Source organism: Spirillospora sp. NPDC048911 (assembly GCF_043198015.1).
In the GTDB taxonomy this organism is placed as follows: Bacteria; Actinomycetota; Actinomycetes; order Streptosporangiales; family Streptosporangiaceae; genus Spirillospora.
Map to the genome: position 1 here is coordinate 796,942 of NZ_JBICUD010000002.1, position 12,908 is coordinate 809,849.

At 72.7% G+C, this 12,908-nt stretch carries 9 protein-coding genes; 6 read left to right on the forward strand and 3 right to left on the reverse strand.

Annotation, left to right across the window (positions count from 1 at the left end):
* Window positions 1-67: 67 nt before the first annotated feature.
* The 3 genes from ACGFNU_RS10925 (at window position 68) to era (ending at window position 6,928) form a co-directional block, all read left to right on the forward strand.
* Window positions 68-2,200 carry an MMPL family transporter gene (locus ACGFNU_RS10925; RefSeq protein ID WP_392592286.1) on the forward strand — a complete coding sequence of 711 codons (2,133 nt, stop codon included), beginning with the start codon at window positions 68-70 and terminating at the stop codon, window positions 2,198-2,200.
* 78 nt (window positions 2,201-2,278) lie between these two features.
* Window positions 2,279-5,944 (forward strand): BTAD domain-containing putative transcriptional regulator, encoded by a 3,666-nt coding sequence (locus ACGFNU_RS10930; RefSeq protein WP_392592287.1) that lies wholly within the window; start codon window positions 2,279-2,281, stop codon window positions 5,942-5,944.
* Between the two features lie 75 nt (window positions 5,945-6,019).
* A complete protein-coding gene (era, locus tag ACGFNU_RS10935; RefSeq protein ID WP_392592289.1) occupies window positions 6,020-6,928 on the forward strand; it encodes a GTPase Era in 909 nt (302 codons plus the stop codon).
* Here the strand turns inward: era and ACGFNU_RS10940 are convergent, their stop codons facing one another.
* Window positions 6,929-7,843 carry a hypothetical protein gene (locus ACGFNU_RS10940; protein WP_392592291.1) on the reverse strand — a complete coding sequence of 305 codons (915 nt, stop codon included), beginning with the start codon at window positions 7,841-7,843 and terminating at the stop codon, window positions 6,929-6,931.
* 123 nt (window positions 7,844-7,966) lie between these two features.
* On the opposite strand from ACGFNU_RS10940, the gene ACGFNU_RS10945 reads away from it, so the two are divergent.
* From ACGFNU_RS10945 to leuA, 3 genes are all read left to right on the forward strand, one after another.
* Complete coding sequence (locus ACGFNU_RS10945; protein ID WP_392592293.1) at window positions 7,967-8,578, forward strand: zinc-ribbon domain-containing protein; 612 nt, start codon at window positions 7,967-7,969, stop codon at window positions 8,576-8,578.
* A complete protein-coding gene (ddaH, locus tag ACGFNU_RS10950; RefSeq protein ID WP_392592295.1) occupies window positions 8,575-9,372 on the forward strand; it encodes a dimethylargininase in 798 nt (265 codons plus the stop codon). Before ACGFNU_RS10945 ends, ddaH begins: the two co-directional genes overlap by 4 nt.
* A 290-nt stretch (window positions 9,373-9,662) precedes the next feature.
* Window positions 9,663-11,369 (forward strand): 2-isopropylmalate synthase, encoded by a 1,707-nt coding sequence (gene leuA / locus ACGFNU_RS10955; RefSeq protein ID WP_392592297.1) that lies wholly within the window; start codon window positions 9,663-9,665, stop codon window positions 11,367-11,369.
* 123 nt (window positions 11,370-11,492) lie between these two features.
* Here leuA and ACGFNU_RS10960 read toward each other — a convergent pair whose 3' ends face one another.
* Together ACGFNU_RS10960 and ACGFNU_RS10965 are read right to left on the reverse strand one after the other, a co-directional pair.
* Window positions 11,493-11,747 carry a protealysin inhibitor emfourin gene (locus ACGFNU_RS10960; protein WP_392592299.1) on the reverse strand — a complete coding sequence of 85 codons (255 nt, stop codon included), beginning with the start codon at window positions 11,745-11,747 and terminating at the stop codon, window positions 11,493-11,495.
* Window positions 11,748-11,768: 21 nt separating this feature from the next.
* Window positions 11,769-12,797, reverse strand: coding sequence for a M4 family metallopeptidase (locus ACGFNU_RS10965; RefSeq protein ID WP_392592301.1), 1,029 nt, complete (start codon window positions 12,795-12,797; stop codon window positions 11,769-11,771).
* Window positions 12,798-12,908: the final 111 nt, after the last annotated feature.

A 12,908-nucleotide genomic window follows, 5' to 3' on the forward strand; every position in this document is an offset into this window, starting at 1 on the left:
AAGTGGGCGGCAAGAGCGGCGGGCGAGGCTCGTCACCTCAACGGAAGACGCTCTTGCGAGGGAAACGATGTCTCGTTCGCTTTACCGCCTGGGGAGGGCCGCGGCGCTGCGGCCCTGGCGGTTCGTGCTGGTGTGGGTCCTGCTCGTGGGCGCGGTGGCCGGGGTCTCCGGCGTCGCGGGCGGCGCCCTGCACGACGACTACACGCTTTCCGGGACGGGGTCGCAGCAGGCCACGGATCTTTTGAAGGAACGGTTCCCGGCCGTGGCGGGGGCCGACGCCCGGGTCGTCGTACGCGCCGAGTCGGGCAAGCTCGCCGAATCCGGCGTCGCGGCGGCGGCCGAGCGGCTGAAGCGGCTCCCGCACGTGACCGCCGTGGAGACCGCGCCGCCCAGCAAGGACGGCGCGACCGTGCTGCTGACGGTGCGGTACGACGTGCCCGTCACCGACCTGACGCCGAAGGAGACCCTCGGGGACCTTGAGGACGCCACCGAGGGGCTGGCGTCGACGGGGCACCAGGTGGAGTTCGGCGGGCAGGTCCCCGAGAACGTGACGGCTCCCGGCGGGGTGGCCGAGGCGGTCGGGATCGTGGCGGCGCTGGTGATCCTGCTCCTGGCGTTCGGTTCCGTCGTGGCGGCGGGCCTGCCGCTGGTGGTGGCGCTGGCCGGGCTCGGCGTGGGGGTGTCCGGGATCACGATCCTGGCCGCGTTCACGGACGTGGCCAACACCGCGCCGACCCTGGCGGTCATGGTCGGGCTGGGCGTCGGGATCGACTACGCGCTGTTCATCCTGACGCGGCACCGCGAGGGTCTGGCGCAGGGACTCGACGTGCCGGAGTCGGTCGGCCGGGCCACCGCGACGGCGGGCCAGTCGGTGATCTTCGCGGGGTTCACGGTGCTGCTCGCGCTGTGCGGGCTGGTGCTGTCGCGGATCCCGGTGTTCATCACGATGGGCTTCGCCACCGGGATCGTGGTGGCGGCGACCGTGGCGAGCGCCGTGACGCTGCTGCCCGCCGTCCTCGGCCTGGCGGGACGCAGGGTGCTGCGCAAGCGGGACCGCGCGGAGGGCGCGCAGTTGAAGATCGAGTCGCCCCGCGTCCGGCGGTGGGCCGACCATGTGGCGCGCCGGCCGTGGGCGTGGCTCCTGGCCGCGCTCGTCCTGATGCTGACGCTGGCGGCCCCGGCTCTCGGCATGCGCACCTGGCCCAGCGACGCCAGCAGCGAGCCCACGTCCAACACCGTGCGGCGGGCGTACGACCTGATCGCCGAGTCGTACGGGCCCGGGGTGAACGCGCCGCTGCTCGTGACCGCCGACCTCAAGAAGGTCGACCAGGGCACGTTGCCCGCGCTGAGCGACAAGCTGGCGAGGACCAAGGGCGTCGTGGCCGTAGCGCCGCCGCAGTTCGCGCCGGACAGGAGCGCCGCCGTGGTCGCGGTGACGCCGGAGTACGGGCCGCAGGACGAGCGCGTCACCGGGCTCGTCGACCGGATCAGGGCGGACACGCTGCCGGACGGCGCGGAGGTCACCGGCTACACGGCCGTCTACGTCGATCTCAGCCGGGTCCTGTCCGAACGGCTTTGGCCGGTCATCGGCGTGGTCGTGGCCACCTCCTTCCTCATGCTGATGATCGTCTTCAGATCGCTGCTGGCCCCGCTCAAGGCCGCCGCGATGAACCTGCTGTCGATCGGCGCCGCGTACGGCGTGCTGGTGGCGGTCTTCCAGTGGGGCTGGGGCGCCGAACTCCTCGGGCTGCCGCACAGCGTGCCGGTGTCCAGCTTCATCCTGCTGCTGATGTTCGCGGTGCTGTTCGGCGTCTCGATGGACTACGAGGTGTTCCTGCTGTCCCGCGTGCGGGAGGAGTGGCTGCGCACCGGCGACGCCCGCGGGTCGGTCGCCACCGGCCTGGCCGCGACCGGCCGGGTGATCTCCAGCGCGGCGCTGATCATGGTCGCGGTGTTCCTCGGCTTCGCGCTCGATCCCGGCCTGGTCATCAAGCAGATGGGGGTGGGGCTCGCGGTGGCGGTCGCCCTGGACGCGACGCTCGTGCGCCTCGTCCTCGTGCCCGCCACGATGGCCCTGCTGGGCCGCGCCAACTGGTGGCTGCCCCGGCCGCTCGACCGGATCATCCCGAAGATCGACATGCACGGTGGCGCCGAGCCCGCCGCCACGGCCGGCCGGTCGCGGGAGACCGTGCAGGTCTGACGGTCGCGTGGCCGCCCCGCGCACGCTGGACCCGGACCGCCCCTGGCCCTCCGCCAGGGGCGGTTTAGGCTGCTTTTCATGGCGGAAGGCGTGACGGGGGCGGCGATCCGGGTGCTCGGCCCGTTCGAGGCGTCCGTCAACGGGACGCTCGCCGATCTCGGCGGACCCCGCCAGCGTGCCGTGCTCGCCCGGCTGGCGGCCGCGCACGGCCAGATGGTCCCGGCCGACCGCCTGATCGACGAACTCTGGCCCGGCGAGGCGCCGCCCCGCGCGTCCGCCGGCCTCCAGTCGTTCGTCTCCCACCTGCGGCGCGCCCTCGAACCCGACCGGCCGCCGCGCACTCCCGCCGGGGTGCTGGTCACCTCGCCGCCCGGGTACGCGCTGCGGCTGCCCGCCGCGAACGTGGACGCCTGGCGCTTCGACACGCTGGTGGACGAGGCGGGCGAGCTCCTGGCCGCCGCCGATCCGGCGGCGGCACGGCTGCGGGCCGAGGCGGCGCTGGGGGAGTGGCGCGGACCCGCGTACGCCGAGTTCGCCGAGCTGCCCTGGGCCGCCACCGAGGCCGGGCGGCTGGAGGAACGCCACCGCCAGGCCGTCGAACGCCGCGCCGAGGCGATGTTGCGGCTCGCGGCCGCCATCGAGGCGGTGCCCGACCTGGAGGCGCACGCGGCCGCCAACCCGCTTCGCGAGGAGGCCTGGCGGCTGCTGGCCCTGGCCCTCTACCGCGCGGGACGCCAAGGCGACGCCCTCGGAGCCCTGCGCCGCGCCCGCACGATCCTTGCCGACGAGCTGGGCGTCGATCCCGGTCCGGCGTTGAGACGCCTCGAGGCCGACATCCTCGCCCAGGCCCCAGAGCTCGACCCGCAACCGGCGCCGATCCCCCCGGCGCCCACACGACAAGCGCCCACTCCCCAGGCGCCGACGCCATCAGCGGCGCCCTCACAAGCGGCGCCCTCACAAGCGGCGCCCTCACAAGCGGCGCCCTCACAAGCGGCGCCCTCACAAGCGGCGCCCTCACAAGCGGCGACTCCGTCAGCGGCGACTCCGTCAGCGGCGACTCCGTCAGCGGCGACTCCGTCAGCGGCGACCCCGTCAGCGGCGACCCCGTCAGCGGCGACTCGGGAAGCGGCGACTTCCTCTGGGGCGGTTTCGGCGACTCGGACTTCTCCGGGGACGTCGGGGCCCGCGTTGCGCCTCGTGCCCGTGCCGGCGGAGGACGAGGCGCCGGCGGGCCCGCTCTTCGTCGGACGGGAGGACGAGCTGGCGCGGCTCACCACCGCCGCCCGCGCCGCCGCGGCGGGTCGGTGCTCGGTCGCGCTGATCAGCGGCGACGCGGGCATGGGCAAGACCTCCCTCATCGAACGGCTCAGCGACAGGCTGCGCGGCGAGGGCTGGACCTGCGCCTGGGGCGGGGCGCCCGAGACCGGCGGCGCCCCGGCCGCCTGGCCCTGGGCCGAGCTGCTCCGCGAGCTGGCCGCGGCCGACCCGCCGGAGGGCGAGCTCGCGCGGACGCTCGGGCCGCTGCTCGGCGACGCGGTGCCGGGCCCCGGCGAGCCGGACGCCACCACCGGCCGCTTCCGGCTCCACCTGGCGGTGGGCGACTACCTGTGCGCGCTGTCGGAGAAGGCGCCGTTGCTGCTCGTCCTGGATGACCTGCACTGGGCCGACGACGAGACCCTGGCGCTCCTCACCAGGCTCACGGCGCGGCTGCGCGGCCGGCCCGTGTTCGTGATCGGGACGTTCCGGCAGACGGAGATCTCCGATCGGCTGGCCGCGGCCCTGGCCACGCTGGCGCGGCAGGAGCCGTTCCGCGTCGAGCTGGCCGGGCTCGCCGCCGCCGAGGTGGCCAGGCTCGTCCGGGCCGTGTGCGCCACCGAGGTGGCCGAGGCGGACGTCGCCGGGATCGCCGAACGCACCGGCGGCAACCCGTTCTTCACCCGCGAGATCGCCCGGCTGCTGGAGGCCGAGGGGCCTTCGGCCGCCACCCGCGGTGTCCCCGCGGGCGTGGGCGACGTGCTGCGCCGTCGCGTCGCCCGGCTGCCCGAAGGCGCCCAGTCGATCCTGCGGAACGCGGCGGTCGTCGGCCGGGACGTCGATCTCGCCGTCCTGACCGCCATCTCGGGCGGCGACGAGGACGCGGTGATCGAGGCGGTCGAGGCCGGGCTGGCCAGCGGACTGATCGTCGAACCGGTGGCCGGCCGGATCCGGTTCGGGCACGCCCTCGTCCGCGACACGCTCTACGAGGGCCTGTCGCGGATCCGCCGCACCCGGCTGCACGGCCGGGTGGCGGACGCGCTGGAACGGCGGTGCCCGGGCGAGATCGCCGCGCTGGCCCACCACTTCCTCGCCGCCGGAGACCAGCCCGCCAGAGCCGTCCGCTACGCCCGGCTGGCGGCCGAGGCGGCCGAGGCCAGGTTCGCCCACGCGACCGCCGCCGACCTGCTGGTGCGGGCGGCCGACCAGCTCCGTGCGCGGGGCCCGGCCTCCGTCCGCGAACTTCTGGAGGTCGAGGCGGCCGCGATCCGCGCGTCCGCCCTGGCCGGGCTGGTCGTCGCCGCGCGGGACCGCCGGCTGCGCGCGATGGCCGAGGCCCGGGCCTTCGGCGACGTCCGGCTGCTGGGCCGCATCATCGTGAGCCACGACGTGCCCACGTTCTGGACCAGCCACATGTACGGCACGGTCGACCAGGACGCCGTCGACGCCACCGAGGAGGCCCTGGCCGGCCTCGGTGACGATGACGAGGAACTGCGCGTGCGGCTGCTCACCTCGCTGGCGATCGAGCTGGAGGGCGATCTGGACGGGCGCGGCACCGAGGCCTCCGTGGAGGCCGTCCGGCGGGCCCGGCGCCTCGGCCGGCCCGAGCTGCTGGCGGTCGCCCTCAACGGCCGCTATCTCAACGCCTACCGGACCGCGGACCAGCTGGCCGAGCGCCGCCGCGTCGCCACCGAGATCCTGGAGCTGGCGACCACCCACGATCTCGGCATCTACCAGGTCCTGGGGCGGCTGCAGCTGCAGGCGGTCTCGATCGCCTCGCTCGACCTGGAGACGGCGCGCGAGCATCTGGCGGCGGGCCGGCGGCTGTCCGACCAGTACGGACTGCCGCTGCTGGGCCTGATCGCGAGCTGGTACACCGCGATCGAGCATGTCTTCGCCGCCCGGACCGAGGCGGCCGAACGCGCGTACGTCGAGGTGAGCGAGGCCATCGCGCGGACCGGCATCTGGAGCAGCGAACGCGGCATGGAGCTGCTCGGGATCTTCTGCGTCCGGCTCTCGCAGGGCAGGGCCGGTGAGCTGGTCGACGAGGCGCGATGGGTATGGCGGCAGTGGTCGCACGTCGGGGCCGCCGTCGATCTCTACGCGATGGCGCTGGCCGGCGCGGGGCGTCCGGCCGAGGCGCGCCGGGTCGCGGCGGAGGCCGGGCCCGTGCGGCCGGACTACTTCTTCGACCTGGTGATGACGATCCGCGGGCTGAGGGCCATCGCCCTGGACGACCATGAGGCCGCCGTCGAGGCCTACGGCGCGCTGCTGCCGTACGAGGGGCACGTGAGCGGCGGCGCCTGCGCCGTCGCGAGCGTCGGGCCGGTCGCGCACGTTCTCGGCGACCTGGCGGTCTTCCTCGGCCGCCCCGGACCGGCGGCGGGCCACTACCGGCGCGCCGCGCGCGTCGCCGAACGGGTCGGCGCGCGGCACTGGGCGGAGGCCGCCCGTACGGCGCTGGCGTCCCTGGGCCACCACGCCGCCTAGCTCGCGGAGGCCACGACCCGATCAACGGAGCCGCCGTGTTCTGCTGCGACAATTGACGGTGTGACGAGTGACGGTGTGACGACGAACGAAGCTTTCCGGTCCGGGTTCGCCTGCTTCATCGGGCGGCCCAACGTGGGCAAGTCGACCCTCATGAACGCGCTCGTCGGCACCAAGGTGGCGATCACCAGCAACCGGCCGCAGACCACCCGCCGGGCGATCCGCGGCATCGTGCACCGCCCGGACGCGCAGCTGATCGTCGTCGACACGCCGGGCCTGCACAAGCCCCGCACCCTGCTCGGCGAACGGCTCGACAGCCTGGTGCGGTCGACCCTGACCGAGGTCGACGCGATCGGGTTCTGCGTGCCGGCGGACGAGAAGATCGGTCCCGGCGACAAGTACATCGCCCGCGAACTGGCCGGGATCAAGAAGACGCCCATCGTGGCGATCGTCACCAAGACCGACCTCGCCTCGCCCGAGCAGGTGGCCCAGCAGCTCATGGCGGTCGGGCGGCTCGGCGACTTCGCCGACATCGTCCCGTGCTCGGCCGAGAACGGCTTCCAGGTCGACCTGGTCGGCGACCTGCTGATCCAGCGCCTGCCCGAGGGCATGCCGCTCTATCCCGAGGGCGACCTCACCGACGAGCCCGAGCAGGTCCTGGTCGCCGAGCTGATCCGGGAGGCCGCGCTGGAGGGCGTCCGCGACGAGCTGCCGCACTCGATCGCCGTGGTGGTGGACGAGATGGCGCCGCGCGAGGGCCGCGACGACTTCATGGACGTGTACGCGCACCTCTATGTCGAGCGGTCCAGCCAGAAGGGCATCATCATCGGCCACAAGGGCAGCCGCCTCCGCGAGGTCGGTTCCCATGCGCGCAAGCAGATCGAGGCGCTGCTCGGCACCAAGGTCTACCTCGACCTGCGGGTGAGCGTCCTCAAGGAGTGGCAGCGCGACCCCAAGCACCTGCGCAGGCTGGGTTTCTACGACTGATCAGGAGGGCGGCGGGCCGGGGTCGATCTCGGGCTTCCGGGCGGGCGTGCCGTCGGCCTGCGATCCGCTCTCCGATGGCTGCGTCTCGTACGTCTCGTACGGCTCGGCGTAGGCCCAAGCGTCGTACGAGCGAGCGTCGTAGGCCGAAGTGTCATAGGTCGGAGCCGCGTACTGCTGGCCCTGGCTTGCGTACTGCTGGTTCACGTACTGCTGCTGCGCCGCGTCCGGCTGCTGTGGTGGGTGCGGCTGTCGCCGCACCTGGCCGCCGTCCCTCCGGCCGCGGTCGACCAAGGGCCGCACCAGGCTGAAGCCCAGCACGAGCAGAGACATTGCCGCCGACACGTACCAGCCATAGGCCGGGGTGACGTCGTACGGCAGCAGCGTCGATTCCCCGCCCAGGCCCTCGCTGGCGTCGTCCAGGCGGAGCAGGAAGAGCGTGCACACCAGCAGGGCCAGCCCGCCAGGGACGGCGGTGAGGAACGAGATGCGGGTGTCGCGGGCGGCGATGCCCCAGACCGCCATGCCGACGGCGGTGAGGGCGAGCACCGGGACGGCCAGCACCATGCCGTCGGCCTCGATGCCCGCCGCCTCGCCGAGGTCGTGGGTGAGGGTCTGGCCGAAGGCGTCGACGACGACCCGCGCCCGCACCCAGGGCAGGAACGCCGCGACCAGCAGGGCCGACGCGGCACAGATCACCATGATGTTCCACCACGTGCCCGCCGGATCGGAGCCGGAATCGGGGCTGGAAACGGGGCCTGAGCTTGAGACGGGGCCGGGAGCGGCGGCCGTGGCGGGCGGCGTTTCGGGGGCCTGCTCCGTGGCGGGCTGAACCGCCGGCGGACGGTCGTCGGCCGGTGGCAGGAAGTCCGGGCGCGACCGCCCGGCGCGCGCGTCCGGGCCCTGGTCACCACTCATGGACCCAGAGTAAAGGTCGCGGCGGCGCCGATCCCGGGCGGCGCGGTGAAGTCGGCGGGTCGGCCGCGTCACGGCTCCGGGATCGGTACGTTGGAGGGAGTCCGTATTGGGAGGGGAGCCCCGGTGTTGCTAATTTTCGGCCTGTCGGTGTTCTTCCGCACGGTTAGCGAGGGTTCGTTCCACTGTCCGCAGTGCGGCGGTGACCGGAACTACCGGCGGCGGGCCGGGCGACGGTGGTTCACGCTGTTCTTCGTGCCGGTGATCCCGCTCAACCGCGTCGGCGAGGCCGTCGAGTGCCGTACCTGCCGTACCCGGTTCGGCGTGTCGGTCCTGCGCACCCCCACCGCCCTGCAGATGGCCGCCGCGCTGCCCGCCGGCATGCGCGCCGCCGCCACGCTGGTGCTGCGGGCCGGTGACCCGGCCGACGAGGCCGCGCGCGACCTCGCCGTCGAGGCCGTGCGGGGGTACGGCGAGGAGCGCTACGACGAGGACGACGTGGCGGCGGATCTTCAGCTCCGGGTGGAGTTCCTGGAGGAGGAGGTCGCGCGGGCGGGCGCCCAGCTCGCGGTCGAGGCCAAGGAGTGGTTCCTGTCGCAGGCCGTCCGGGTCGGGCTGGCCGGCGGGCCGCTCACCGAGAACGAGCGCCGGACCCTGCACCGCGTCGCGCAGCTGCTCGGCATGTCCCGCGCGCACGCCCTCGGGGTCATCGTGACGACCGAGGGCGCGGCCCGGTGATCACGCCGCCGGGGCCGTTCGCCCGGCCGAACCCCGTCCCGCAGGCGGGCATCGCGCTGGTGCGCCCGCCCGGCCCGCGGCTGGCCGAGGGGATCGTCACGCATCTGGAGCGGCGTCCGGTGGACGTCGAACTGGCCGCGCGGCAGCACGCGGCGTACGTCGCGGCCCTGCGGGCGGCGGGCTGGCACATTCGCGCGGTCGCGCCGGACGACGACCATCCCGACGCGGTGTTCGTCGAGGACGCCGTCGTCGTGAGCGGCGATCTCGCGGTCGTGGGCCGGTCGGGCGCCCCGGAACGCCGGGGCGAGGCGGCGGCGGCCGAGCAGGTGGCCGTCGAGCTCGGCCTGCGGATCGAGCGCGTCAAGGAGCCCGGCACCCTCGACGGCGGTGACGTGCTGCAGGCGGGCGACACCGTCTACGCGGGCCGCAGCGCCCGGACGAACGAGGAGGGCATCTGCCAGCTCGCCCACCTCCTGGGCGGCCGGCGGGTGGTGCCGGTCGACGTCCGCGGCTGCCTGCACCTGAAGTCGGCGATGACCGCGCTGCCCGACGGCACCCTGATCGGGATGCCCGACCACCTGGACACCTCCGTCCTCCCAGGCTTGCGGGTCGCCCCGGAGCCGGCCGGGGCGCACGTGGTCGTGCTGGGCCCCGACCACGTCCTGCTGTCGGCCGCCGCGCCGCGTACCGCCGAACGGCTCGCCGCCGACGGCCTGCGCGTGACCGTGGTCGACATCGGCGAGTTCGAGGCCCTGGAGGGCTGCGTCACCTGTCTCTCCGTGCTCGTCCGCTGACTTTCGGCAACGAGCCTCATATGGCCGTCTGACCAGGCACGATGAACGTCCTCGCCGGGAATGGGCAGGGGTGTTCGTGGCGTTCTGGGGCGTACGGGGGGATTGTGGCAGCGTCTCAAATGGCGGACGGTGTTTCCGTAACGCGGATGGAATCTGTTAGTTTTGCCAGCGTGTCGCGTGAGCTGCTCCTCCTTAGCGGCCGCAGCGGGGGCCTGTAACAGGTCGGCTCCCTCGCTGCGGGACTTTGACGTGGACGTCGGCCGCAGGATCCGAGCAGAGGGAACCCACACATGTATCCGCGACAGCAGCCTTCCGGTATGCCGTTCGAGCGTTACCGGCCGTTCGAGGCGATCAAGCTCACGGACCGGACCTGGCCGGACAAGGTGATCACCGAGGCGCCGCGCTGGTGCGCGGTCGACCTGCGGGACGGCAACCAGGCGCTGATCGACCCCATGGACGCGCACCGCAAGCTGCAGATGTTCGACCTCCTGGTACGCATGGGCTACAAGGAGATCGAGGTCGGCTTCCCGGCGGCCAGCCAGACCGACTTCGACTTCGTCCGGCAGATCATCGAAGAGGGCCGGATCCCCGACGACGTGGTGATCCAGGTACTGACCCAGGCGCGGCCGGAGCTGATCGAGCGGACCTTCGAGGCGGTGCGGGGCGCCAAGCAGGCCATCGTCCACCTCTACAACTCCACCAGCACGCTGCAGCGCCGGGTGGTGTTCGGGCAGGACAAGGACGGCATCACCGCGATCGCGGTCGAGGGCGCCAAGCTGTGCAAGAAGCTCGCCGACGACATGGGCGACACCCAGATCTTCTTCGAGTACTCGCCGGAGTCCTTCACCGGGACGGAGCTGGAGTACGCGGTCGAGGTCTGCAACGCCGTCAACGACGTGTGGCAGCCGACCCCGGAGTGGAAGACGATCGTCAACCTGCCGGCGACGGTCGAGATGGCCACGCCCAACGTCTACGCCGACCAGATCGAGTGGATGAACCGCAACCTGGCCCACCGTGACTCGGTCATCCTCTCCCTGCACCCGCACAACGACCGCGGGACGGCCGTCGCGGCGGCCGAGCTCGGCTACATGGCCGGGGCCGACCGCATCGAGGGATGCCTGTTCGGCAACGGCGAGCGCACCGGCAACGTGTGCCTGGTCACGCTCGGGCTGAACCTCTTCACCCAGGGCGTCGACCCGAAGATCGACTTCTCCGGCATCGACGAGATCCGGCGGACGGTCGAGTACTGCAACCAGCTGCCGGTCCACGAGCGGCACCCCTACGGCGGCGACCTGGTCTACACGGCCTTCTCGGGCTCGCACCAGGACGCGATCAACAAGGGCTTCGACCACCTCGAGCGCGACGCCGCCGAGGCGGGCGTGCCGGTCGACGACTTCACCTGGCAGGTGCCGTACCTGCCCATCGACCCCAAGGACGTCGGCCGCTCGTACGAGGCCGTGATCCGCGTCAACAGCCAGTCCGGCAAGGGCGGCGTGGCGTACATCATGAAGACCGAGCACGCGCTGGAGCTCCCGCGCCGGCTGCAGATCGAGTTCTCGCGCGTGGTGCAGCAGCACACCGACGACGAGGGCGGCGAGGTCTCGGCCGACCTCATGTGGGAGATCTTCGAGAAGGAGTTCCTGGTCGCCGGCCCCCGCGTGGGACTGCTCGCGCATCGCGCGACGTCGCGGGTAGACGAGAAGGACGTGCTCAACTGCGACATCCGGATCGACGGCGAGATCCGCGAGATCCAGGGCGTCGGCAACGGCCCCGTCTCGGCGTTCGAGGAGGCCCTCGCCGGCGTCGGGATCGACGTGCGCGTCCTCGACTACAGCGAGCACGCGCTGAGCGCCGGCGGCGACGCCCGCGCCGCCGCCTACGTCGAGTGCGACGTGAACGGCACGACCGTCTGGGGCGTGGGCATCGACGGCAACATCGTCACCGCGTCGCTCAAGGCCATGCTCTCCGCCGTCAACCGCGTTTCGCGGTCCTCCTGAGACCCCAAGAGGCCCCAGGGAATTCAAGCCCGGTCACATTGGTGTGCGAACCATGCGTGTGATCGATTGTGCGGACCCTGCCGTGACGACCTCACGGCAGGGTCCGCTCTGTTCGTGGCCAGGTCACGACGGGCGGCCGAGGACGTGGTGGACGAGCTCGCGGAGGGGCCCGTGCAGCTGGGCCTCTCCGACGGTGGCCTTGTCGCCGTCGATGTCGATGTCGTACAGGAACTGGTCGGGGATGCGGCCGGGCGGCGGGACGGAGCCCAGGTCCACCCGGTCCACCAGCCGGCGCAGCATCGGATCGCTCGTGGTGTCGGACTCGCCACGCGTCTCGATGCCCGCGAAGCCGCCGCTGCGGACCACTTTCACCCTCACGCTGTCACCTCGGGTCGTTCGTCACGCCTGGACGCCTACCCCCGCCCACGCCTCTTTCACCGCGCGGGTCTCGGCCGCGTCGGCCCCGTACAGTCCCGTCGCGGTGGCGATCGTCGCGGCGGCGAAGCCCGTGAAGTCCTCGTCGGTCTTGATGGCGCCGCCGGTGAGCGTGTCGTACCAGACGCGGCCGGCCTTCTCCCAGGCGTTCCCGCCGATCGCGGCGGACGCCAGGTAGAACGCGCGGTTGGGGATCCCGGAGTTGATGTGGACGCCGCCGTTGTCGCGATGGGTCTCGACGTAGTCGTCCATGTGGCCGGGTTGGGGGTCCTTGCCGAGCCGGGGGTCGTCGTAGGCGGTGCCGGGCTCCTTCATCGACCGCAGCGCCTTGCCGTTGACGCCCGCGGCGAGCAGTCCCTCTCCGATGAGCCAGTCGGCCCGGTCCGCGGTGTGCCCGAGATGCCACTGCTTGATCAGTGACCCGAACACGTCGGAGACCGACTCGTTGAGGGCGCCGGACTGGCCGTAGTACTCCAGGCCGGCGGTGTACTGCGTGACGCCGTGGCACAGCTCGTGCCCGGTGACGTCGAGCGGCGCGGTGAACGCGTTGAAGAGCACCCCGTCGCCGTCGCCGTAGACCATCTGCTCGCCGTTCCAGAAGGCGTTGTCGTAGTCGCGACCGTAGTGCACCGTGGAGATCATCGGCAGCCCCGCGGCGTCGATCGAGTTACGCCGGTAGACGGCCTCGAAGAAGTCGAACGTGACGCCGAGCCAGTCGTACGCCTGGTCCACGATCGTGTCGCCCGTGGCGGGCGCCCCCTCGGCCCGCACGGTCTCGCCGGGCAGGACCTCCAGGTTCTGCGCGTCCCCGATGGTGCGATCGGGAACGAAGTCCTCGGTGGGCGAGGGCTGTTCGATCGGCATGGTGCGGCGTTCGCTGCGCAGCGCCGAGCTGAGCGCCAGGGTGCGGCGCGCGATGTCGCGGAGGGCGGGGTCGTCGGCGTCATGGACGACCCGCTCCAGCATGTGCGGGGGGACGATGGTGCATCTCATAGAACAACGCTGCCAGGTGACTGTGATTCAAGCCACAGCTTTCCCGGCTCCAGTGCGACCGGTTGCGGTCACGGACGGTGATGTGCGGTCCGTGTCGCCGAGTGCGGGAGA